This window comes from Terrabacter sp. 2YAF2 (assembly GCF_052114705.1).
Classification (GTDB): domain Bacteria; phylum Actinomycetota; class Actinomycetes; order Actinomycetales; family Dermatophilaceae; genus Terrabacter.
The window spans coordinates 61,003-83,289 of sequence record NZ_JBFRFG010000004.1; the positions used below are offsets into that span (position 1 = coordinate 61,003).

At 70.8% G+C, this 22,287-nt stretch carries 20 protein-coding genes and 2 pseudogenes; 4 read left to right on the forward strand and 18 right to left on the reverse strand.

Annotated features, from left to right (window positions below):
- Window positions 1-15: 15 nt before the first annotated feature.
- The 9 genes and pseudogenes from AB4030_RS05650 to AB4030_RS05690 form a co-directional block, all read right to left on the reverse strand.
- A complete protein-coding gene (locus AB4030_RS05650; protein ID WP_442278221.1) occupies window positions 16-1,320 on the reverse strand; it encodes a peptidase C39 family protein in 1,305 nt (434 codons plus the stop codon).
- Between the two features lie 128 nt (window positions 1,321-1,448).
- Window positions 1,449-2,600 (reverse strand): peptidase C39 family protein, encoded by a 1,152-nt coding sequence (locus AB4030_RS05655; protein WP_442278222.1) that lies wholly within the window; start codon window positions 2,598-2,600, stop codon window positions 1,449-1,451.
- A gap of 173 nt (window positions 2,601-2,773) precedes the next feature.
- Entirely contained in the window at window positions 2,774-5,545 is a 2,772-nt protein-coding gene (gene acnA, locus AB4030_RS05660) for an aconitate hydratase AcnA (RefSeq protein WP_442278223.1), read from the reverse strand.
- 180 nt (window positions 5,546-5,725) lie between these two features.
- Window positions 5,726-6,205, reverse strand: coding sequence for an Hcp family type VI secretion system effector (locus AB4030_RS05665; protein WP_442278224.1), 480 nt, complete (start codon window positions 6,203-6,205; stop codon window positions 5,726-5,728).
- A 115-nt stretch (window positions 6,206-6,320) separates the two neighbouring features.
- Window positions 6,321-7,388: an HNH endonuclease signature motif containing protein gene (locus AB4030_RS05670; protein WP_442278401.1), complete on the reverse strand. Its 1,068-nt coding sequence runs from the start codon at window positions 7,386-7,388 to the stop codon at window positions 6,321-6,323.
- 38 nt (window positions 7,389-7,426) lie between these two features.
- Window positions 7,427-8,089 (reverse strand): annotated as a pseudogene (locus tag AB4030_RS05675) (DUF222 domain-containing protein); the annotation flags it as partial.
- Between the two features lie 29 nt (window positions 8,090-8,118).
- On the reverse strand, window positions 8,119-8,526 hold the full coding sequence (locus tag AB4030_RS05680; RefSeq protein ID WP_442278225.1) for an acyl-CoA thioesterase: 408 nt from the start codon (window positions 8,524-8,526) through the stop codon (window positions 8,119-8,121).
- Between the two features lie 37 nt (window positions 8,527-8,563).
- Window positions 8,564-9,823 (reverse strand): class I SAM-dependent RNA methyltransferase, encoded by a 1,260-nt coding sequence (locus AB4030_RS05685; protein WP_442278226.1) that lies wholly within the window; start codon window positions 9,821-9,823, stop codon window positions 8,564-8,566.
- A complete protein-coding gene (locus tag AB4030_RS05690) occupies window positions 9,820-11,781 on the reverse strand; it encodes an APC family permease (protein ID WP_442278398.1) in 1,962 nt (653 codons plus the stop codon). Before AB4030_RS05690 ends, AB4030_RS05685 begins: the two co-directional genes overlap by 4 nt.
- A gap of 158 nt (window positions 11,782-11,939) precedes the next feature.
- On the opposite strand from AB4030_RS05690, the gene AB4030_RS05695 reads away from it, so the two are divergent.
- Window positions 11,940-12,602 carry a potassium channel family protein gene (locus AB4030_RS05695; RefSeq protein WP_442278227.1) on the forward strand — a complete coding sequence of 221 codons (663 nt, stop codon included), beginning with the start codon at window positions 11,940-11,942 and terminating at the stop codon, window positions 12,600-12,602.
- A gap of 23 nt (window positions 12,603-12,625) precedes the next feature.
- Window positions 12,626-13,312 (forward strand): potassium channel family protein, encoded by a 687-nt coding sequence (locus tag AB4030_RS05700; protein WP_442278228.1) that lies wholly within the window; start codon window positions 12,626-12,628, stop codon window positions 13,310-13,312.
- 43 nt (window positions 13,313-13,355) lie between these two features.
- Here AB4030_RS05700 and AB4030_RS05705 read toward each other — a convergent pair whose 3' ends face one another.
- From AB4030_RS05705 to AB4030_RS05725, 5 genes and pseudogenes are all read right to left on the reverse strand, one after another.
- Window positions 13,356-14,114 carry a DUF3159 domain-containing protein gene (locus AB4030_RS05705; protein ID WP_442278229.1) on the reverse strand — a complete coding sequence of 253 codons (759 nt, stop codon included), beginning with the start codon at window positions 14,112-14,114 and terminating at the stop codon, window positions 13,356-13,358.
- Window positions 14,107-14,502, reverse strand: coding sequence for an OB-fold nucleic acid binding domain-containing protein (locus tag AB4030_RS05710; protein ID WP_442278230.1), 396 nt, complete (start codon window positions 14,500-14,502; stop codon window positions 14,107-14,109). Before AB4030_RS05710 ends, AB4030_RS05705 begins: the two co-directional genes overlap by 8 nt.
- A 55-nt stretch (window positions 14,503-14,557) precedes the next feature.
- On the reverse strand, window positions 14,558-15,376 hold the full coding sequence (locus tag AB4030_RS05715) for a DUF3710 domain-containing protein (RefSeq protein WP_442278231.1): 819 nt from the start codon (window positions 15,374-15,376) through the stop codon (window positions 14,558-14,560).
- A 208-nt stretch (window positions 15,377-15,584) separates the two neighbouring features.
- Window positions 15,585-16,034, reverse strand: a pseudogene (gene dut / locus AB4030_RS05720) (dUTP diphosphatase); the annotation flags it as partial.
- Window positions 16,035-16,087: 53 nt separating this feature from the next.
- A complete protein-coding gene (locus AB4030_RS05725; RefSeq protein ID WP_442278232.1) occupies window positions 16,088-16,387 on the reverse strand; it encodes a DUF4193 domain-containing protein in 300 nt (99 codons plus the stop codon).
- A gap of 349 nt (window positions 16,388-16,736) precedes the next feature.
- Here AB4030_RS05725 and AB4030_RS05730 point away from each other — a divergent pair, with 349 nt between their 5' ends.
- Window positions 16,737-16,922, forward strand: a complete 186-nt coding sequence (locus AB4030_RS05730; RefSeq protein WP_442278233.1) for a hypothetical protein — start codon at window positions 16,737-16,739, stop codon at window positions 16,920-16,922.
- A gap of 125 nt (window positions 16,923-17,047) precedes the next feature.
- Here the strand turns inward: AB4030_RS05730 and AB4030_RS05735 are convergent, their stop codons facing one another.
- From AB4030_RS05735 to AB4030_RS05745, 3 genes are read right to left on the reverse strand one after another with little or no spacing between them, the layout of a single operon-like run.
- A complete protein-coding gene (locus AB4030_RS05735; RefSeq protein WP_442278234.1) occupies window positions 17,048-17,932 on the reverse strand; it encodes an inositol monophosphatase family protein in 885 nt (294 codons plus the stop codon).
- An 8-nt stretch (window positions 17,933-17,940) separates the two neighbouring features.
- On the reverse strand, window positions 17,941-19,095 hold the full coding sequence (locus AB4030_RS05740; RefSeq protein WP_442278235.1) for a ferrochelatase: 1,155 nt from the start codon (window positions 19,093-19,095) through the stop codon (window positions 17,941-17,943).
- Between the two features lie 58 nt (window positions 19,096-19,153).
- Entirely contained in the window at window positions 19,154-19,789 is a 636-nt protein-coding gene (locus tag AB4030_RS05745; RefSeq protein ID WP_442278236.1) for a trimeric intracellular cation channel family protein, read from the reverse strand.
- Between the two features lie 165 nt (window positions 19,790-19,954).
- Between AB4030_RS05745 and sepH the strand changes: the two genes are divergently transcribed.
- Entirely contained in the window at window positions 19,955-21,496 is a 1,542-nt protein-coding gene (sepH, locus tag AB4030_RS05750) for a septation protein SepH (RefSeq protein WP_442278237.1), read from the forward strand.
- 88 nt (window positions 21,497-21,584) lie between these two features.
- On the opposite strand, the gene AB4030_RS05755 is transcribed toward sepH, so the two are convergent.
- A complete protein-coding gene (locus AB4030_RS05755; protein WP_442278238.1) occupies window positions 21,585-22,277 on the reverse strand; it encodes a thymidine kinase in 693 nt (230 codons plus the stop codon).
- Window positions 22,278-22,287 lie beyond the last annotated feature (10 nt).

The following is a 22,287-nucleotide window of genomic DNA, read 5'->3' on the forward strand; positions in this document are numbered from 1 at the left end:
CGACGAGGCAGGACGTCACCAGTTGGGCTCGTGGCGGGGCGCCCGCGGCAGGCGGTGCCGCTCCGGGTGGATGACGTAGACGATGCCACCGCTGTGCGGCACCCACACGTTCTCGAACTGCTCCCGGTCGTAGAGGACGCGCACCTGGGCGTTGTCGCGCAGCAGGTGCGAGGCGGGGTCGTTGCACACGACGTCGCCGGCGCGGGTGAAACCGACGACGACCATGAGGTGGCCGTTCGTGCCGTAGCCCGCACCGTCGAGCTCTCCCTTCTTGAAGGAGACGGACGTCACGAGCGGGATGCCTGCGGCGATGAACTCCTCGGCCTCGGTCAGCGACCGGAGCCGGGTGACGAACGCCCGCATCCGTGGCCGTGTGGCGGCGTAGGCCGCGTTGAACGGCCAGTTGCCGCATCCGTCGTAGGTGTAGTCGTAGACGTTCCGCGCGGCGAAGTCGACCTGCGGGTCGGTCTCGGAGGGCAGCGCCTCGGTCACCCAGGCCGTCTCGTCGCGGCGCGGTCCGGCGCCCCAGTAGGCAAGGACCATCGAGGTCGACGTCGGCGAGCACCAGGCCTCTCCCCCGTTGTCCCACTGGGGGAAGTGGCCGATGTGCTTCTCCTGGGAGAAGGTCGGCACGTCCAGGACTCGGCCGTGAGCGCGGCCGTTGGGGCTGCGCGGGACTCGCGGCGCGTCGGGCAGGGCCGAGGCCATCGCGCCGACCGACCGCAGCCGGGGCGCGTGCCGCGTGCCGGTGGGGCGCATCAGCCGGACGACGAGCTGCCACTCGTCGAGGACGTGCCCGGATCGGGTCGCCAGGGTGTCGGTGTAGACCGTGGCGACGGTGTCGCCCTGGCCGTTCACCGACGTGCGGTGGATGCCACCTCCCTGAGCGGGGTCGTAGCGGCACCAGCGACCCAGGACGTACTCCTTGGTGGCCACGCCGCCGCTGCGTCCCCGCACCGAGACCTCGACCCATGACCCGCCCGGCGTGTCGGCATTCCACGAGGCGACGAGCTCGGTCAGCCCGAAACCGGGACGCACGACGGGGGAGACCCAGGTGGCGACGTCGTAGGAGCGCGACGTGGCGGTGTCGTCGAACGGGTCGACGTAGTCGCGCCGATCGGTGAAGCGGCTCGGGCAGAGGTCTCGTCCGCTCCACTCACGGTAGGAGACGTGGCGACCACTCGTGTCGAAGGAGCTGGGCGCTCCCACCGCGCCGGCTGATGGCGTGCCGGCGGCGCCGACCAGGGTGAGTCCCGCGGCGGAGCCGAGGAGGGTGCGGCGGCTGGGCGAGCCACCGGCAGGGAGGGGGGATTGCGACATGGCACACCTTCCGGTCGGGCTGGGCGCGGCCAGTCAACACCCGCGCGCGCGTCGGAAGGGTCATGGGTGTGCAAAATCTTCGTCATCCGAGCATCAAGCGCAAGAAATGCACGCGCATCCCGCGGGACTCACACCCAGTTGGCCTCCGCGGGCGGGGTCGGCAGTGCCATTCGAGTCGGGTGCATCACGTAGGCGAGCCCGCCGTCGGACCCCAGCCAGACCCGCTCGAACTGGTCGCGCCGGTAGACCGCGCGCACGTGGTCGTTGCTCGCGACGCGGTGCGAGTTGGGGTCGTTGGACACGACGTCACCCTCGGGGGTGAACCCGATGATCGTCAGCAGGTGACCGTTCGTGTCGTAGCCGGCGCCGTCGAGCTCGTCCTCCCCGAAGGTCACCGACACGACGAGAGGGACACCCGCCGCCAGGAACGCCTCGGCCTCGGTGAGGTCCCGCAGCCGGGTCACGTAGGCCCGCAGCCCCCGCGCCCCGGCGTAGGCCGTGTTGAAGGCCCAGTTGCCGGCGCCGCCGTAGGAGCGGTCGAAGACGCGGCGCACGCCGTGGACCACCTCCGGGTCGACCGCGTGCCCGACCCAGGCCACCTCCTCGCGCCCCGGGGCGTGCCCCCAGTGCTCGAGCAGCATCGTCGTCGACGTCGGTGAGCACCACGACTGGCCGCCGTTGTCCCACGCGGGAAACGTGTCGACGTGAAGGCGCTGCGAGTGCGGCGGGACCTCGACCTCGTGCCCGCGGCCGACGCCCGGGGCACTCGTCGGCTCGTCGGCCGTGATGTCGAAGCGCGACGCGGCACCGGCGACGAGGGTGACTGTGGGCCAAGCGATCTCGTGTCGCGGAATGGCGAGGGCGGTCAGTCTCAGCTGCCAGCGGTCGAACCCGTGACCGGACGCAGCGAGCCACGTGTCCGTCTCGACGTGTCCGGAGTCGAAGTGCTGGTCGCGCACCGTCGTGCGCGTGATCGGGGACTCCCCCGCCGGGTCGTCCTCGGCCCAGCGCGCGAAGGTGAACCACGGTGTCCAGCCCGACTCGTCGGCGACCCGACCCTCGACGTGCAGCCACGTGCCTGCCGGGGTGCGCGCATTCCACGACGGGATGAGCTCCGTTGCCGCAAAAGGCGACTCGACGATAGGAGACTCCCAGGCACGCGCGGCGTAGGTGACCTGCTCGGCCTCGTCGACATGGGCGTCCGCATAGACGACGTCGCGCGAAGGAGACCAGTCGAAGCCGGTCTCCCAGGCAGTCAGAAGGGCATGGCGCTCAGTCACGCGACGAGCATGCCATCCGAGTGCGTATGCCGTCCGGCCGGGTCGGGGCGTGCCGTCCCGGAGGGGCGAGGTTGCGACCGACCCGGGCGGACGGCATACGACAGCGGTGGGGAACGGCGACGGGCCCCGCACACCGCGTGGAGCGGCGTGCGGGGCCCTTCGGGCAGCGCGGGTCAGCTGTTGACGAGCGACCGCAGGACGTACTGGAGGATGCCGCCGTTGCGGTAGTAGTCGGCCTCACCGGGGGTGTCGATGCGGACCACGGCGTCGAACTCGACCGTCTCGCCCGACTCCCTGGTCGCGACGACCTTGACCGTCTTCGGCGTCGTGCCCTCGTTGAGGGCGGTGATGCCCGTGATCGAGAACGTCTCGGTGCCGACGAGCCCGAGCGAGTCGGCGTTCTGGCCGGCGGGGTACTGGAGCGGGATGACGCCCATGCCGATGAGGTTGGAGCGGTGGATGCGCTCGTAGCTCTCGGCGATGACGGCCTTGACCCCGAGCAGGCTCGTGCCCTTGGCGGCCCAGTCGCGCGAGCTTCCCGAGCCGTACTCCTTGCCCGAGAGGATGACGAGCGGGGTGCCGGCAGCGGCGTAGCTCTGCGCGGCGTCGTAGATCGTCGTCTGCTCCCCGCCCTGGGTGAAGTCGCGCGTGAAGCCGCCCTCGACGCCGTCGAGGAGGAGGTTCTTCAGGCGGATGTTGGCGAACGTGCCACGGATCATGACCTCGTGGTTGCCGCGGCGCGAGCCGTAGGAGTTGAAGTCCTTGCGCTCGATGCCGTGCTCGGCGAGGTACTTGCCGGCCGGGCTGTCGTTCTTGATGGCGCCGGCGGGGCTGATGTGGTCGGTCGTCACGGAGTCGCCGAGCTTGGCGAGCACGCGCGCACCCTCGATGTCGGCGACCGGCGTCGTGTCCATCGACATGCCGTCGAAGTACGGGGGCTTGCGCACGTACGTCGACTCGCCGTCCCACGCGAACGTGTCGCCCTCTGGGGTCGGCAGCGACTGCCAGCGCTCGTCGCCGGCGAAGACGTCGGCGTAGTCCTCGGTGAACATCTCCTGGCTGATCGAGGCCGCGATGGTGCGCTCGACGTCGGCCGGAGCCGGCCAGATGTCCTCGAGGAAGACGTCGTTGCCGTCGGCGTCCTGCCCCAGGGGCTGCGACTCGAAGTCGAAGTCCATCGTCCCGGCGAGGGCGTAGGCGATGACGAGCGGCGGGCTCGCGAGGTAGTTCATCTTGACGTCGGGGTTGATGCGACCCTCGAAGTTGCGGTTGCCCGAGAGGACCGACGTGACGGCGAGGTCGTTGTCGTTGATCGCCTTGGAGATCTCCTCGTTGAGCGGGCCCGAGTTGCCGATGCACGTCGTGCAGCCGTAGCCGACGAGGTGGAAGCCGAGCTTCTCGAGGTAGGGCCACATCCCGGCCTTGTCGTAGTAGCCGGTGACGACCTTGGAGCCCGGGGCCATCGACGTCTTGACCCACGGTGCGACCGACAGGCCCTTCTCGACGGCGTTCTTGGCGAGCATCGCGGCCGCCATCATCACCGACGGGTTGGACGTGTTGGTGCAGCTCGTGATCGAGGCGATCGAGACGATGCCGTGGTCGATCTCGAACTCGCGTCCATCGGCGTCGGTGACCGAGACCTTGTTCGTCGGGCGGCCGTTGGTGGCCCCGTCGGACGGCTTGTCGCCACCGTCGTCGATGCCGGGGTCGCTGGCCGGGAAGGACTCGGCGTTGCCCGAGTCGCCCTCGTCGTGCGCGACGTAGGTCGGCAGCACCTTGCGGAAGGCCTCCTTGGCGTCGGTGAGCGCGATGCGGTCCTGCGGACGCTTCGGGCCGGCGATCGAGGGGACGACGGTCGACAGGTCGAGCTCGAGGTACTCGCTGTAGCGGGACTCGGGCTGGTCGGGACCGGCCTTGAGCCACATGCCCTGCTCCTTGGCGTACGCCTCGACGAGGGCGACCTGCTCGTCGGAGCGGCCGGTGAGGCGCAGGTAGTCGAGCGTGACCTCGTCGATCGGGAAGATCGCGCACGTCGAGCCGAACTCGGGGCTCATGTTGCCGATGGTGGCGCGGTTGGCGAGCGGCACCTGCGAGACGCCCTCGCCGTAGAACTCGACGAACTTGCCGACGACACCGTGCTTGCGCAGCATCTCGGTGATCGTGAGGACGACGTCGGTCGCCGTGGCGGCGGTCGGGATGGCGCCGCTCAGCTTGAAGCCCACGACGCGCGGGATGAGCATCGAGACGGGCTGGCCCAGCATGGCCGCCTCGGCCTCGATGCCGCCGACGCCCCAGCCGAGCACGCCGAGGCCGTTGACCATTGTCGTGTGCGAGTCGGTGCCGACGCAGGTGTCGGGGTAGGCGACGCCGTCGCGCACCATGACGGTGCGGGCGAGGTGCTCGATGTTGACCTGGTGGACGATGCCGGTGCCCGGCGGGACGACCTTGAAGTCGTCGAACGCCGTCTGGCCCCAACGCAGGAACTGGTAGCGCTCGCGGTTGCGCTGGTACTCGATCTCGACGTTGCGCTCGAAGGCGTCGGCGCGGCCGAAGACGTCGATGATGACGGAGTGGTCGATGACGAGCTCGGCCGGGGCGAGCGGGTTGATCCGCGCCGGGTCACCACCGAGGTCGGCGACGGCCTCGCGCATCGTGGCGAGGTCGACGACGCACGGCACGCCGGTGAAGTCCTGCATGATCACGCGCGCGGGCGTGAACTGGATCTCCGTGGACGGCTCGGCGTTCTCGTCCCACGAGCCGATGGCGCGGATGTGGTCGGCGGTGATGTTCGCGCCGTCCTCGGTGCGCAGGAGGTTCTCCAGGAGGACCTTGAGGCTGTACGGCAGGGTCTCCTGTCCGTCGACCCCTGCGAGCCGGTAGATCTCGTAGGACTGATCCCCGACCTCGAGGGTCCCCTTGGCCTTGAAGCTGTCAACACTGCCCACGTCGGGCTCCTTCCAGCAACACTGATGTCACGGTGCTCGATTTATCTTGACGTCAAGATATATCTAACCACACAGGTCCGTCCCTGTCAGTCCCTCCCTACCCGCCCATCCTCGCCGTTGCTCGGCCCGCTGTCTGCTCTTGAGCGACCCGCAGCAGCCTGCCCGTCCGCGGTGTGGCCTTCAGCCCACCTTGTTGGATCGGATGTCCCACGTGACGCTCGAGGTGCGACCTGTCGAGCCTCCGCTCGATCCGGGCTCGGCATAGTCGAAACGGATCCGGGCGGGTTGCAGGGCGACCTCCTCGTCAACCGTGTCGTCGTCACCCGAAACGAGCACCTCGGTCACGACGAGGTCCTTCATCGTCACGGTGAGGAAGGGTGCGCGGGCACCCGGTCTGGCGACGTCGAGGGTGGCCTCCTTGAGGTGCTTGCCGCTGGCGGCGAAGGAGGCGAGGTGCGGCGACGCGAGGTCGTAGTGGTGCACGATGCGGAACTCGTGGGCGCGGGCTCGACCGACTCCACCCCAACCACCGGCCCCACCCCCGGCGTCTCCGCCCTGGGCCGTCACCCCCCAGCTCCACGACAGCACGTCCACGGCGCCTTGGTGGTCCTTGCTCTGGCTGCCACCCTCGATGCCGTCGAACCTCATGAACGCGTCCATGTCGCCTCCGCGTCGTGCCCAGCACGTCGCTCGACGCTAGCACCGCGGCCGCGTCACGGTCGCTGTTCGGCCCATCCAGCGGCTGTGGACGACAACGCCCTTCTTCTGATGGGAGTCAGGCGGCGGTCAGACGGACGTCAGCGGGGCGGGTGACGTAGGACCGCCCGGTCGGCGACGTCCACGTGCACGTACCGGCCGCGTCCATCGTGAGCAGCCACCCGGAGTGATGCTTGAACCCGTGGTGCGTGCGGCAGAGGGAGACGAGGTTCTCCTCAGCCGTGGAACCGTCCGGGTAGGGCACGACGTGGTCGAGGTCGCACCGCCGGGCTGCGACGCCGCAGCCGGGAAAGCGGCACGTGCGATCCCGATCCCGCACGCGTTGCGCCAGAGCGGCGTTGGGCCGGTACAGCAGCGGATCTCTGGCGACGGTGACACCCGTGAGCGCATCAGCGCGCGTCAGGCGCAGCACGACGTCCGGGTCGGTCAGCACCTCGACCAGTGCGGTCGAGAGGATCCATCCCGCGCGCGCATCTCGGACGCCCAGCTGGGGCGGTCGCCACCGTCCCGGGTGGAGTCCCTGGCGCTCGAGCATGCTCGCAGCCAGCCGTTCCCATCCCTGCTCAGCGGCTTCGTGCTGCCGGAGCACGATCAGGTGCGCAGCCGACTCCTCGAGGACGCCGCCGAGGCCCACGCATCCCTGTCCGAAGAGCTCTGATGCGACAGCGTGCTCCGGCGCGAGCAAGGGCCCGACGACGTGCTGCAGCCCATAGGACTCCCCCGTGCCCTCGCGATGGCCCGCCGCGCCGACCCGGGCCTCTCCGGCGCAAACTGACCCGGTTGACGCAGGAGCAGCCGCGGGAACAGGCGCAGCCGCCGGAGCAGGCGCAGCCGCCGGAGCAGGCGCAGCCGCCGGAGCAGGCGAAGGGGCCGTGGGGCCATACGTGCCGTTGTCCGTGGTCCCAGCGGCGGCGTCCTTCGGGGTGCCGACGAAGGTGGGCACCACGAGCTCCACGGTGGTCGAGACATGCGCGCTGCCGAGCAGGAGGTCGACGAAGGCGTCGGCGCGCGCCTGGTCGATCGAGCGGGAGGGGTCAGCCCTGACGTACTCGTGCGCGAGCTCGTCGATCGCGGCCCACGCCTGCATCGAGGCGAAGGAGGGGATCGATGCCTTCCACCACGCCATGCCGGGGTCGACGCCGGGCTCGACTCGACCCGTACGAAGCGGTCACGCAGGCCGAGCTTCGCGCGTCGCTCGACCGCCTCCGGGTCGACGGCCACGGCGACCCGCTCGCAGACGACCCGCAGCCGACCCGGAGTCAGCGTCGGCATCTCGGGCACGGAGGTCACGGCGGCGTCGAAGAGGGGCCGCGCGCCCATGGCGACGAGCTGGGCGTGATCCACGATGACGCCCGTCTGCCTACGGTCCAGCTGCCCGTCGAGCGCCAGGGCCAGCGTGCGCGGCAGCTCGTCGACGAGGCAGAGGGCGTCCCCCACCCGCGCCTCCGCGCCGCGCGGCGTCGACCGCAGAAGGGGCGCGACACTCGAGGCGACCATCTTGATCGCGGACGGACGGTGCTCGGACCCGTCGGACCAGTCGCCGTCGAGTTCGGTGAGATCGAGCTCCTCCCGGCGGACACAGGCCGCAAGGGCCAGCTCCTGGATGGCGCCCAAGGCATTGACGGCTCGCTGCGCGACGGCGATGACCGCCTCGGCACTCGCCACGTCCAGGGTGCGCAGACGATCCGGCACGATGCGGGCCACCACGGCAGCCTGGGCGGCCGGCCGCAAGGCGTCGAAGACGTCAGCGGGCACGCCCGTCAGCACCTCGAGCACAGCACCGGCAGAGACCCGTTGGGCCTCGACCGAATCCGTCCCCTTTGCCATGTTCGAACACTAGTACGAGGCGCCGACAGTCACTGGTGCCCGAGGAGAGCTTCTCGGAACCCTGAGTCCAACGGAGCTTTGGCCCCCGCAGCGGTGTCGAACCAGACGTACGTGATGACGCACGTGGCCGTCCGCACGGGGTGCGCGCCGGCCCGCCAGATCTCGTGGCGGAGCGTGAACGAGGAGGTGCCGAGCCGCTCGACGGACACCCGGATGTCGGCACGGTCGAGCGGCTTGAGGCTCGCGACCCAGTCGATCTCTGCGTGGCGCACGAGCCCCAGCCGGCCGTGCTCGGTGAACCAGTAGGGGCCGTACCCGACGCTCTCGAGGAAAGCCATCTTCGCGTCCTCGCACCACGTCAGGTAGTGCGAGTTGAAGACGACACCGGCGAGATCGATCTCTGAGAACTTCACGGCGACGGGATAGCTGAACGACATGACGACATCGTCTCGTGCCCGTGACGCAGCCGCGTCGTCAGCCCTCCCGAGGCTCCAGGACGGCGATGCACTCGACGTGGTGCGTCATCGGGAACGCGTCCCAGGCCTCCAGCGAGACGAGCCCGTAGCCGTGTGTCGCAGCGGCCTTGACGTCGCGCGCGAGCGCCGAGGGATCGCACGCGACATAGACGACCCGGCGTGGAGCCATCCGGGCGAGCAGACCCATGACGTCCTTGCCCGCCCCCGTGCGCGGCGGGTCGAGCACCGCGAGGTCGGCGGTGACGTCCTGTCCGACGAGCGACCGCAGCTCGCGGTCGACCCGGTTGGCGCGCCACTCGACGTTGTCGAGGTGCTCGGTGTTGACGTTCCCGTTCTCCACCGCCACCCGGTCCCCCTCGACTCCGAGGACGAAGCCGTCGGGTGCGACGAGCTCGCCGAGACGCATCGTGAACAGGCCCGAGCCGGCATACAGGTCGATCACGCGGTCACCGGGGCGCGCCTCGAGCAGGGCCGTGACCCGGGAAAGGAAGGTCGAGGCCGCGCCCGGGTGGACCTGCCAGAAGCCACGGGCAGCCACGACGTACTCGCCCTCCCAGTCGCCGTCCCGGGCGAGCTCGCCCACGAGCCCACCACCGGCGCTCGCACCATCGGGTGCGGGCAGCGGGACGAGCACCGGCTCGTCCGGATGGGCGGCGTCGACGACATCGACCGACTCGACGTCGGGCCACTCGGTGTCGAGAACGCCGGAGTCGATGACTGCCCGGGTGGCGATGAGGCAGTCGTCGACCCGCACGATGTCGCGGGATCGGTGCCGCCGCAGGCCGGCACGACCAGACTGGTCGACGGCGAACTCGACGCGGGTGCGCCACCGCAGACCGTCCTCGTCGCCCGGCACGGGCCGCACGTCCACCTCGACCTCGAGGCCGGCGATCCGCGCGAACTGCTCCCTCACGACCGCCGCCTTGAGCGCGCGCTGCGTCTCGAGGGACGCGTGCTGGAAGTCGCACCCACCGCAGAGGCCCGGGGCGGCATACGGGCACGGGGCGGGGACGCGGCCCGGAGCCGCCTCGAGCACCTCGACGGCGTCGGCGCGCACGAAGCTGTCGCCCACCCGTCCCTCGGTGACCCGCGCGACGACGCGCTCGCCGGGCAGCGTGTGGCGCACGAAGACGACCTGGCCCTCGTGGCGCGCCACGCAGTGTCCTCCATGGGCCACCGGCCCGACCTCGACGGTCCACTCCCGGCCGACGAGCGACTCACCACCGGCAGCGCGCTCGCGGGTCTGGCGCCCGCTCACAGCGCCCCGCCGCGCACGGACCCGCTGATCGGCGGCTCGTCGATCCAGTCACGCTCGGCGCCCTCGGAGGACTGGAGCTGCCACGGCACGCTGACGACCATGACGCCCGGCGTGAAGAGCAGGCGGGCCTTGAGCCGCAGGGCGCTCTGGTTGTGCAGCACCTGCTCCCACCACTTCCCGAGGACGTACTCCGGGAGGTAGACCGTGACGATGTCGCGCGGGTTGCCGCTGCGGATCGAGCGGACGTAGTCGAGGATCGGCTTGGTGATCTGGCGGTAGGGCGACGACAGGACCTTCAGCGGCACCGGGATCTCTCGCTGGTCCCACTCGTCGAGCAGGGACTGGGTCTCATCGGGGTCGACGTCGACCGTGACGGCCTCGAGGTAGGACGGTCGGCTCGCACGGGCGTATGCGAGTGCGCGCATCGTGGGCTTGTGCACCTTCGAGATGCAGACGATGGCGTGGACGTGGCTCGGCAGCAGCGGGCGCTCGACGTCCCAGTCGATGGCGAGCTCGTCCCGCACGCGGTTGTAGTGCTTCTTGATGCCGAGCATGAGCACGAAGAGCACGACCATCGCGAGGATGGCGTACTTCGCGCCGGCCTGGAACTTCGTGAGGAGCACGACGACGAGCACGATCCCCGACATCGCCGCACCGACCGCGTTGATGACGCGGGAGCGCTGCATCCGCGCCCGCTCCTTGGCATCGCGCTCGAGCGTGAGGTTGCGCGTCCAGTGCCGCACCATGCCGATCTGGCTCGTCGTGAAGGAGACGAACACCCCGACGATGTAGAGCTGGATCAGCGCGGTGACCTCGGCCTTGAAGACAATGACGAGGACGATGGCCGCCCCGGCCAGGATGAGGATGCCGTTGCTGAAGGCGAGCCGGTCGCCGCGGGTGTGCATCTGGCGGGGCAGGTATCCGTCCCGCGCGAGGATCGAGCCGAGGACCGGGAACCCGTTGAAGGCGGTGTTGGCGGCGAGGACGAGGATCAGGCCGGTGACGATCGAGACGAAGATGACGCCGAGGTGGAAGTTGGCGAAGACCGCCTCGGAGAGCTGACCGATCACCGTCTGCTGCACGTAGGAGTCGCCGACCGGCTTGCCGTCCCGGTAGAGCTGGGTGGCAGGGTTGTCGGCGATCTTGATCCCGGTCCACTGGCTGAGCACGATGATCGACCCGAGCATGGTGACCGAGAGCGCGCCCATGAGCAGCAGGGTCGCCGCGGCGTTGTCGCTCTTGGGTTTCTTGAAGGCAGGCACGCCGTTGGAGATCGCCTCGACACCTGTCAGGGCAGCGCAGCCGGACGAGAAGGCCCGCAGCAGCAGGAAGGCGGCAGCGAGGCCGGTGAGGCCCTGGCCCTCTTCCGGCTTGAGGGTGAGGGGGGCGCTCGCGGCGGGGGCCAACGTGCTGGCGAAGTGCTGGATGATGCCGTAGATGCCCATGCCGATGATGGCGAGCATGAAGGCGTAGACGGGGACGGCGAAAGCCTTGCCCGACTCGCGCACGCCGCGCAGGTTCATGGCCGTGAGGAACGCGATCAGGGCCACGGCCACGATGACTTCGTGACCGCGGACGAACCCCAGCACCGTGGCGGCGTTCTGCACACCGGAGGAGATCGACACCGCGACCGTCAGGACGTAGTCGACGAGCAGGGCGCTTGCGACGGTGAGTCCAGCACGAGGCCCGAGGTTGACCGTCGCCACCTCGTAGTCGCCACCCCCCGAGGGGTAGGCGTGGACGTTCTGGCGGTACGACGCGACGACGACCACCATGACGAGGACGACGGCCACGGTGATCTGCCAGCTGTGCGAAGCGACGAAGGCGCCACCGGCCAGACCGAGCATGAGCAGGATCTCGTCGGGGGCGTAGGCCACCGACGACAGCGCGTCGCTCGCGAAGATCGGCAACGCGAGCCGCTTGGGCAACAGCGTCTCCCCGAGCTTGTCGCTGCGCATCGCGCGGCCGAGGAGGAGGCGCTTGAACAGCGATCCGGTACCGGGCACGACGACACTGTATGCCGGATCGTGACGACGCACCGACCCGCTCAGGCCCGCTCGCCGCCGCCACGGAACCTGCCCGAGAACGTATGCCGTCACGGTGTAGCGTCGCGTCCGTGCACTTCGTCATCATGGGATGCGGCCGCGTCGGGTCGACCCTCGCCCGCACCCTGGGCCGAGGCGGTCACGACGTCGCCATCATCGACGCCGACGCGTCGGCCTTCCGTCGGCTCGGCACCTCCTTCGAGGGCCAGACCGTCACGGGCATCGGCTTCGACCGAGACACCCTCGTGGCAGCGGGCATCCGGGACGCCTACGCCTTCGCCGCCGTGAGCAGCGGCGACAACTCCAACATCCTCGCGGCCCGCGTGGCGCGCGAGACGTTCGGGGTCGAGCACGTCGCCGCCCGGATCTACGACCCGCAGCGCGCCATGGTCTACCAGCGGCTCGGCATCCCGACCGTCGCCACCGTGCGGTGGACGTCCGACCAGATGATCCAGCGGCTGCTGCCCCAGGGCGCCGTCCCCGAGCTCACCGACCCGAGCGGCAAGATCGTCATCGCGGAGGTGCCGCTGGCCGAGGCCTGGGTCGGTCGGCACCTCACCGAGGTCGAGGAGCAGACCGGCGCCCGCGTCGCCTACGTCACCCGGCTCGGGGAGGGCACCCTCCCCCGCCCCGACATGGTCGTGCAGCAGGGCGACCTCGTCCACCTCACCGTCCCCCGCGACGACCTCGCTCGTGTCGAGCGGCTCTGCGACCAGGCCCCGGCCCCCCACTGACCGGCTCAGGAGAAGAAACCCCCATGCGCGTCGTCATCGCCGGAGCCGGAAGCGTCGGCCGCTCCATCGCCCGTGAGCTGCTCGGAAACGGGCACCAGGTCCTGCTCATCGACAAGGACGCCGACGACGTCCAGGCCTCACGTGTGCCCGAGGCGTCGTGGCTGCTCGCGGACGCCTGTGAGCTCGCCGCCCTCGAGGAGGCGCGGCTCGAGGAGTCGGACGTGTGCGTCGCCGCCACCGGTGACGACAAGGCCAACCTCGTGCTCTCCCTGCTGGCCAAGACGGAGTTCGGCGTGCCGCGGACGGTCGCCCGGGTCAACAACCCGAAGAACGAGTGGATGTTCGACGAGTCGTGGGGCGTCGACGTCGCGGTGTCGACCCCCCGGCTCATGACGGCGCTCATCGAGGAGGCCGTGAGCATCGGCGACCTCGTGCGCATCTTCGAGTTCCAGCAGGGCCGCGCCTCGATGGTCGAGATCACTCTCCCCGAGGGCAGTCCGTTCGCCGGCCGGCGCGTCGGCGACGTCGACTGGCCCACCGACACCGTGCTCGTCGCGATCATCCGCGAGGAGCGTCCGCTCGCTCCGACGCCGGACGACGCGATCGAGGCCGGCGACGAGCTGCTCTTCATCACCACGACCGAGCAGGAGGACCGCCTCCAGGACCTCGTGGCTCCCGGCGAACGGCACCACGCCGACAGCGAGAGCTGAGTACGACCGTCCCCCGCAGGGCTCCTGACCCAGGGGGCAGGCGTCAGGCCAGGCGATTCGGGTCGATCGGCGTGCGACCGCGCATCAGGATGGCGCCCATGGCCGTGATGGCGACGAGGTAGGCCGGCCAGCCGAGGACGACCTTGGCCACCCCAAGCGCCGCCACCTGCTCGGCCAGGTAGAGCGGCACCATGATGGCCAGCCGCACGACGTTGAGGGCGATGAGCACCCACGCCAGTCGGGCGGCGACGGTGACGATGCCGGAGTGGCGGCGCCACCACGTGGGGTTCTCGGCGAAGGCCTCGGGCTCGGCGACGCCGACGACGAAGCCGAAGAGCGGCCACCGCAGCAAGTTCGTCACGAGCAGGATGACGAGCAGGCCCGCATTCTGCAGCATCCCCGGCAGGAAGGCGTCCTCCGCCCGACCCGACCGGAGCGCGAAGAAGGCGGAGATGCCAACTCCCGCAGCGGCATACGCGATGAAGCGAGGGTCCTGACGCTGCACGAGTCGCACGACGAGCAGGACGGCGACGCACGCCCCGGCGACGACCAGGGCCGTGCGCAGGTTCTCGGTTCGGGCCCACACGAGGGCGAAGGCGAGGGTCGGAACAGCCGACTCGACAGCGCCGCGCCAGCCCCCGAGAGCCTCGGACAGCTTGTCGCGCAACAGCTCCTCGACGGTGTCGTAGCGGCGCAGGTCAGCCTCCGAGCGGACGACGGCGTCGCCCTCCGCCGCGCCCTCCACGGCGCCCTCCACGGCGCCGTCCTCTGCGCCCGACATCGTGGCGTCGCCGTCAGCCATGCGTCTGTCCTGCCCTGCCGATGAGCTCGTACGCGGGGTTGAACATCGTCATGACCTTCCGGCGTCTGGTGATGCGGCCGGTGGCCCGGATCTTGACGCCCGGGACGATGCCGGCGATGCGTCGTCGGCCCAGCCACACGAGGTGGAGCGACTCGGTGCCGTCCCAGATCTCGACATCGAGTGCCGGGGTCTCCTCGCGGGGCCGCAGCGTCACCGAGCGCACATCGCCCGCAACCGTGACCGTGGTGCGCTGGGGTGCACCGCCGATGTGGACCACTCCGTCGAGGACCGATGACTCGTGACGGAGCTCGGCTGCCTCGAGCTCGTGCGCGGATCGCGTCAACCGCTCGGTGAGCCGCCGCAGGGCGCTGGGCTGGCCCGTGCTCACGGCCGCAACCCGCCTCGCAACGGAGCCGGACACGGGGCCGGACACGGGCCGGCCATCAGCGGACCTCGGTGATCTCGGGGCCGCGCTCGAACGGGTTGAGGTCGGGGCCCTCCGTGGCGCCGGTGGTGTCGGCGCCCTCGGCCTGGTCCGTGCCCTCTGCATCGGGCAGGCGCAGCGGCAGCAGCTCGCGCGGCGGCATGGCCTCGTCACCTCGGTCGATGACCGCGGTGCGGATGACCTCGTGGACCGCGTCGGCGGCAGCAGGCTCGATGGCGGCCCGACCTGAGACGACGGCACGGAGGAACCAGCGGGGACCGTCGACGCCGACGAAACGAGCCGGCATGAAGACGGTGCGGCCGTTCTGGTCCGCCTGCGGCATCCGTGTGAGCAGCTCCTCCCCGAACTCACCCGTGAGGACCTCGGCGGTGCCGCCGGCGTCGACGATGCTCGCGGCGATCTCGTTGCGGATGTCGACCCACACGCCTTCGGTGCGCGGCGCGGCGAAGGCCTGCAGCTGCACGGCCGACTCGCCGATCACCGCGGTCACACCCGTGATCTGCTGCTCCTGCTCGTTGACCTCGAGGCGCAGCTCCATGCCCAGGCGCCCGCGCAGCCAGATCGCGCCGAGGTTGAGGTAGTCGCTGTCGTCGTAGACCGCACTCCGGTCGAGCGGGCCCGCGGCGCCGTCGCGCCCACCGGCGAGTCCGTCCGTGCCAGCGTCCGTGCCACCGTTCGCGTCACCGTTCGCGTCGTCGTTCCCCTCGTCCACGGCCTGGTCCTGCCCGATGGGGTCGAACCCGCCGTCGGCCGGATCTGCGTCCACGGAACCGGTGTCCGTGCGGTCCTTCGACTTGCCCCGGCTGAAGAGTCCCACGTCATTCCGTCCTTTGAGTCCTGCTGTCCGGCGGGCGTCGTGCCCGTCCGGAGTGGTGGTCGTCGTGGCGCCGACGCAGCGCCCGGCGCACCGTATCCGATGATCACGCCTCGCGGGGCGGCTCCCCCGTTGTCTGCTCCGTTGTCTGCTCCGGTGTCTCCCTCTGCGTCTCCCCCAGTGTCGGCATGGTCGGCGCGGTGGCGCCCCCGGGACCGAAGCCGCCGGTGGATCCATGTCCAGTGTCCCCCCGACCGGTCTCGTCGAGCGAATCCACCTCGACGAACGTCACCCGCTCGACGCGCTGGACGACGAGCTGGGCGATCCTGTCGCCGCGGCGGACCGTGAACGGCTCGGACCGGTCGAGGTTGACGAGGTTGACGAGGATCTCGCCGCGGTAGCCCTCATCGACGGTCCCGGGCGCATTGACGATCGAGATCCCGTGGCGGGCAGCGAGCCCCGACCTCGGGTGCACGAAACCCGCGTGGCCGACCGGGAGTGCCAGCGCGACGCCCGTGGGGACGAGCACGCGCTCGCCCGGCTCGATCGTCACGTCCACCCGCGCGCACAGGTCCGCGCCGGCGTCGCCCGGGTGGGCGTAGGAGGGCAGGGGCAGGTCCGGGTCGAGCCGCCGGACCGGGACAGCACAAGGGTCGGTCACGAGGACCGACCCTACTGGCTCCAGGACGTGCTGCTGCCTGGTCGCAGGTGCGCTCAGGCGGCGCACTCCGTGCAGATCATCACGCCGTTGCTCTCCTTGGCGAGCTGGCTGCGGTGGTGGACGAGGAAGCAGCGTCCACAGGTGAACTCGTCAGCCTGCTTGGGCAGCACGCGGACCGACAGCTCCTCGCCGGAGAGGTCGGCACCGGGGAGCTCGAAGCCCTCGGCCTGCTCGGTCTCGTCGACGTCCACGCTGGACGACGTCTTGTCGACCCGACGTGACTTGAGCTCCTCGATGGAGTCCTCGTTCAGGTCGTCGTCAGTCTTGCGTGGCGCGTCGTAATCGGTTGCCATCTGGTTGTCTCACTTCTACTCGTGATGCGCCTTGCGGTCTGTGACGCGGAGAACGCTCACAGGCTCCCACTTGTTCCCGTGGGACCCTCGCCGTCAACGGCCTTGTCAGCAGCGACGAAACATGTCCGCGTGCCGCGTATGGTGCCCCATCCCCACAGCGTTGTCACCTTGCCCGACCCAAGGCCTGAGACGGAGGCGGGACGCATCCCCCACGCCTGCCGTTTTCGGACCAAGAGTTCACCGAGCCTTTGCCTTTCACCGACTGTCGGGGGTGGACATTGGGGGTCCCACGGCGCGGTAGGGTCTTCGGACTCGACCGATCGACAACCCAGGCCCGGAGGTGGCACCCATGACCGAGTTCGTCGACCAGATCAGGCAACGCGTCAACGACACGCTGGGCGACCTTGCCGACGCGCGCAGGGCGGATGACGACTTCCGGGTGCAGGTGCACACCGGAGAGCTGGAGTCCTTCGCCCGTCTCGCCGCCGAGAACGGCATCCGCGTCCCCGGGCTCGAGCCGTTCCAGGCGGCGTGAGCCCGGTCCGCGGTGCAGGGAGTGGGCGTATGCCGCCCGCTCCCCAGGACGAGAGACGCCCCCCTCGGCACAGCCGGGTGGGGCGTCTGTCGTATGTGGACGGGGTGACGGGGTGACGGGGAAGGTCAGTCGGCGACGTCACCCTGGGTGACGAAGAGGGCCCGCACGTCCTCGACGAGTGCTGGGCCGGCGGCCACGGTGAGGGCCTTGCCCGGTGCGCTCTCAGCCCCCTCCCCCGCGCCGACGACGACGCCACCTGCCTCCTCGACGACGAGCCAGCCGGCCGCCAGGTCCCAGGCGTTGAGGCCGCTCTCGGCGTAGGCGTCGACGGAGCCCTCGGCGACCCGGACGAGGTCGAGAGCGGCGCTGCCGATGCGTCGGATGTCGCGGACGAGTGGCAGCACCCGCAGGAGGACCTCGGCCTGACGACGGCGCACCGCAGGGTCGTAGCCGAAGCCGGTCGCCAGCAGGGAGCGCCCGAGCCGATCCTCGGCCGACACCGAGAGACGGATCGGCGCGGTGCTGGCGGTCCGGTCCTCCGGGCTGGTCCAGGCCCCGGTGCCGCGACCGGCGTGGTGCACGAGACGCAGGCTGGGGTCGGCGACGGCCCCTGCCACTGGCGCCCAACCGCCTTGGGAGTGGGCGTCGCCGACGACGACGGCCACGGACACGGCATACGCGGGGATCTCGTAGAGGTAGTTGACGGTGCCGTCGATCGGGTCGAGCACCCACGTCAGGCCGGACGTCCCGACGACGTCGACCCCCTCCTCCCCGAGGATGCCGTCGTCGGGGCGGGCCTGCTGGATGAGCCGGTGCAGCAGCTCCTCGGAGCGCCGGTCCATGACGGTCACGACGTCGGTCTCGCTCGACTTCGTCGCGGCCACGCCCATGCGCTCCGGCCGCTCGTCGCGGATGAAGCGTGACGCCTCGGTGGCGACGTCGATGCAGAGCCTCTCCAGCTCCTCGACGCTGACACCCTCGGGCAGTGCTGGCGACGTGTGAGTCGTCATCGCCGGCCTCAGTCGCTGCCGCACAGGGCGAGTCGGGCCTGGCGCAGGTTCGGGCAGCAGCCGGGGGCACACACCGACGGCATCCGACCCTCGAACTGCGGGACTTCCTCGCCGCGCGCCTCCGCGGCACGCTCGAGCAGGGCGTCGACGAGGTCGCTCACGAAGACGGCGTCGGTGCCGACGGTCGGGACGCGGACGTGCGTCAGCCCCAGCTCGTCTGCCGTCGCCTGCGCCTCGGTGTCGAGGTCGTAGACGACCTCCATGTGGTCGCTGACGAACCCGATGGGCGCCGTGACCACGGTGCGGACCCCGGCGGCCGCGAGCTCGCGCATGCGGTCGTTGACATCGGGCTCGAGCCACGGCTGGGTCGGCGGTCCCGAGCGCGAGCAGAAGACGAGCTCTCCCGTCAGGTCGCGGCCGAGGACGCGGTTGGCCTCGTCGGTCAGCCGGGACGCCAGCGCCAGGTGCTGACGCTGGTAGAGGTTGCCCTCGCCATCACCCGGTCCGGACGTGTCGTCCATGGCCTCCGGGATGGAGTGCGTGACGAAGAGCAGGGCGATCTCAGAGTCCGGGGCGCCATCGAGGGCACGGAGCGAGCGCACCAGCTCACCGCCGTTGGCCTCGGCGAACCCGGGCCGAGGGGCGTACTGGGCGACCTTGTCGATCTGCAGCTCGATGCCCTCGTCGGCGACGGCGGCAACAGCGTCGGCGAGGTTCTCGCGGTACTGCCGGCACGACGAGTAGCAGGAGTAGGCGCTCGTCGTCAGCGCGACGACCCTCCGGTGGCCGGCCGCATGGCTCTCGCGAAGGGCGTCGTCGATGAAGGGCGCACTGTTGCGGTTGCCCCAGACGATCGGCGCGTCGATGCCACGGGCGTCGAGCTCGGCTCGCAGCGTGGCGATGAGGGCACGGTTCTGGTCGTTGATCGGGCTGCGGCCACCGAAGTGGTGGTAGTGCTCGCCGACGGACTCGAGCCGCTCGTCCGGGATGCCGCGGCCGGCGGTGACCCGTCGGAGGAAGGGCATGACCTCGTCGGGACCCTCGGGGCCGCCGAAGCCCAGCAGGAGCACGGCGTCGTACGGCTCGAGCGGGGAGCGCTCGTCGGAGGCCGAGGGTTCGGACTCGGGAGTGGGCTCGGGGGTGGGTGCTGCGTCTGGTGTCATGTCTCCGCCATCGGTCGTGAGCAGGGTCTGTGGTTGCGCCTGTCGTTCGGCGCGCGCGCTACGTGGGATGGGAGCGCAGGGGCGTCGGGGCGTTGAGGTGGAGGCGCACCGCGAGCATCCTCAGGGCGAAGACGACCCCGGCTGCGGTCCACAGCACCCAGTCCTGCAGCGACCCGAGCTGGGCCGCGACGACGACGACCACGGAGCCGAGCATCGCCGGCACGGCATACAGCTCGCGTCGCAGCACCTCGGGAACCTGGCCGGCGAGCACGTCACGCACCACGCCGCCACCGACGGCGGTGATGACGCCGACGAGGACTGCGGCAATGGCTGACACCCCCGGTGTCGTCACCGCCTTGAGGCTGCCCGCGACGGCGAAGGCACCGAGGCCGGCCGCATCGAGGACTCGGACGAAGCGGGTGATGCGCTCGACGCCGGGATGGAACAGGAAGGTCACCAGGCCGCCCAGGGCAGCGGCGGTCAGCAGTCGCCAGTCGCTGATGCCGACCGGCGGGATGTCGCCGATGAGAAGGTCGCGCACGATGCCGCCGCCGAGGGCAGCGGCGCACGCGAGCACGAGGACCCCGAAGAGGTCGAAGCGTTTCTTGACGGCGACGAGCCCGCCGGACAGCGCGAAGACGAACACGCCGACGAGGTCGAGGGCGAGCTGCGCGGACGCGAATGAGGTGGGCATGCCAGAGCAAACGGTACCTGTGCGGCGTGGGCGCTTTGGCGTCCACCCGAGCCGGTGGCATGCTCGACTGCACGGCGCACCGGTGTGAGCAGAACTGCACCCACCGGAGCCGCCGGCGCGCACATCAGGCACGACCACGCAGACTCGTTACCGGGAGACCCACCCATGCAGCACCTCAGGCTCGTCGGCGTCCACGAGGACGGACTGCACCTGCTGCTCGCCGACGACGAGGGCAACCGCTTCACCGTCCCCCTCGACGAGGCCCTCCGTGCCGCGGCACGGCGCGACCGTCCGCGGCTCGGCCAGCTCCAGATCGAGATCTCCGGCGGTCTGCGCCCCAAGGACGTCCAGGCGATGATCCGGGCCGGCATGACGGCCGAGGAGGTCGCGGAGCGTGCAGGCTGGAGCGTCGAGAAGGTCCACCGTTATGAGGGACCGATCCTGGCCGAGCGCGAGCACGTCGCCAGCCTGGCCCGTCAGGTGCGCCTGCGTCCCCGCGGCGGCTCGTACGGCGGCGCTCCCACCCTCGACGCCCGGGTCGCCGAGCGCCTCCGCACCCGTGAGATCGACGCCGACAGCGCCCAGTGGGACTCGCGGCGCACCGACAAGGGCGCCTGGACCGTGCTCCTCCTCTTCAACGCCGGCGGCCGACAGCGCGAGGCCGCTTGGTCGTTCGACCCGCTGGCCCGCACGGTGTCGGCGGTCGACGACGAGGCCCGCTGGCTGAGCGAGGACGAGGACCAGCAGGCACCGGGCCCCATCCCCGCCCCGCACCTCGCGGCGTCCACCCGTCCGAGCCGCGTCTACGACGTCGAGGCAGAGGGTGGCGTCGGCGCGTCGGCGCGTCGCCGCGAGGGCGAGACCGTCGACCTCATGGCGGCCATGCGCGAGCGGAGCGCACAGCGCGGACGTCGGCGCCGCCCGAAGTCCACCGAGGTGCCCGGGCTCGACGAGGCGCCGGAGGAGGCACTCCCCCTCGAGGAGGTCGCCCGCGACCCCCGCGACGAGCTGCCGCCGCCGGCCCACACCCACCCCGAGGACGACCCCGAGGTCGTCAAGACCGGCACGGTCGAGGAGCGGGTCGGTGCCGGGGCCGCCCAGCGCAAGGTGCGTCGCACCGAACCCACCCAGCCCGTGCGCCAGGTGCCCAGCGGTCCGGCCGAGGCCGACTCCGCCTCCCCGGTGGACGCCCCCGCTCACCCTCCGGCCGAGCCGGGAGATCTCTCCGGGGGTGACGAGACCGACGGACGCGCCGACAGCAGCGACGATGCAGGCGAGGCATCGACGGAGACGGACGCCGTTGACGCCGTGGACGCCGTTGACGCCGTTGACGCCGTGGCTGAGGACGCCGCAGAGTCCGCGGAGTCCACAGCCGCGGTCGGCGACGAGGACCCGCACGAGACGGGTTCCGGACCCGAGGCACACGACGAGCCCGATTTCGAGGAGCGACCCCTCCGTCCGGCAGTGCGCCGGCGGCCGGAGCCGCAGCCGGTGTCCCGCACGGCAGCAGAACGCCCTGGTGGCAGCAACGACACCACGGGCTCCGACACCTTCGACGAGGGCGGCGACAGCCTCGAGATCATCGAGGAGCGCCCACTGGCTCCGCGGGCGAAGCCGGCTCCCCGCCCCGCGCCGGCGGCGCGCAGGTCGGGCCGGCCGAGCGTGCCGAGCTGGGACGACATCATGTTCGGCCGCAAGAACGAGTGACCTGACCCGCTGACGCCCCGACCGGCACACCCGGCCTACTCCCCCTTCCCGCGAGAGCGAGCGGGACGGCATACGGCCTCGGGAGGGCTCAGTCGGCCTGCGTGATCGGCAGGGGCGGCAGGGGGCACACGTCGAGGTCGAAGGGCAGCACCTCGGGCGACACGGCGGCGGCTCGGGCGGCGTGCGAGGTCATCCGACGCATGTAGTGCCGGCGGCAGAGCACCTCGTACTCGACGACACCCGTGGTCCCGGGCTTCGTGTCGCCGACGACGACCTGCTCACCCTCGACGACCATGCCCCCGTCCATGACGCGCGCGTTCGTCGTGGCCCGGCGGCCGCACCAGCACAACGCCTCGACCTGGAGGACCTGCACGCGGTCGGCGAGCTCGATGAGCCGCTTGCTGCCGGGGAAGAGCTCGGTGCGGAAGTCGGCGGTGATCCCGAAGGCGAAGACGTCGACGTCCATCTCGTCGACGATGCGCGCGAGCTGCTCCACCTGGTCACCGGTGTAGAACTGGGCCTCGTCGCAGATGAGGTAGTCGATGCGCGTCCCAGCCGTGGCCCGCCCGACGATGGCCTCCCAGAAGTCGAGGTCGTCGCCGACCTCGAGCGCACCCGTGGACAGACCGAGGCGCGAGCTGAGGACGTTGCTTCCGGCTCGGTCCATCTTCGTGAAGATGAGGCCGACCCGACCACGCGCGCCGTGGTTGTGGTCCATCTGCAGGGCGAGGGTCGACTTGCCACAGTCCATGGTTCCGGAGAAGAAGACGAGCTCAGCCACGAGGCACCAC

Coding starts and splice junctions, on each gene's coding strand:
- AB4030_RS05650 (WP_442278221.1), bottom strand. CDS start 1,320: ATGTCGCAATCCCCCCTCCCTGCCGGTGGCTCGCCCAGCCGCCGCACC.
- AB4030_RS05665 (WP_442278224.1), bottom strand. CDS start 6,205: ATGGACGCGTTCATGAGGTTCGACGGCATCGAGGGTGGCAGCCAGAGC.
- AB4030_RS05670 (WP_442278401.1), bottom strand. CDS start 7,388: ATGGCGTGGTGGAAGGCATCGATCCCCTCCTTCGCCTCGATGCAGGCG.
- AB4030_RS05680 (WP_442278225.1), bottom strand. CDS start 8,526: ATGTCGTTCAGCTATCCCGTCGCCGTGAAGTTCTCAGAGATCGATCTC.
- AB4030_RS05690 (WP_442278398.1), bottom strand. CDS start 11,781: ATGCGCAGCGACAAGCTCGGGGAGACGCTGTTGCCCAAGCGGCTCGCG.
- AB4030_RS05700 (WP_442278228.1), top strand. CDS start 12,626: ATGCGCGTCGTCATCGCCGGAGCCGGAAGCGTCGGCCGCTCCATCGCC.
- AB4030_RS05705 (WP_442278229.1), bottom strand. CDS start 14,114: ATGGCTGACGGCGACGCCACGATGTCGGGCGCAGAGGACGGCGCCGTG.
- AB4030_RS05725 (WP_442278232.1), bottom strand. CDS start 16,387: ATGGCAACCGATTACGACGCGCCACGCAAGACTGACGACGACCTGAAC.
- AB4030_RS05730 (WP_442278233.1), top strand. CDS start 16,737: ATGACCGAGTTCGTCGACCAGATCAGGCAACGCGTCAACGACACGCTG.
- AB4030_RS05735 (WP_442278234.1), bottom strand. CDS start 17,932: ATGACGACTCACACGTCGCCAGCACTGCCCGAGGGTGTCAGCGTCGAG.
- AB4030_RS05740 (WP_442278235.1), bottom strand. CDS start 19,095: ATGACACCAGACGCAGCACCCACCCCCGAGCCCACTCCCGAGTCCGAA.
- AB4030_RS05745 (WP_442278236.1), bottom strand. CDS start 19,789: ATGCCCACCTCATTCGCGTCCGCGCAGCTCGCCCTCGACCTCGTCGGC.
- sepH (WP_442278237.1), top strand. CDS start 19,955: ATGCAGCACCTCAGGCTCGTCGGCGTCCACGAGGACGGACTGCACCTG.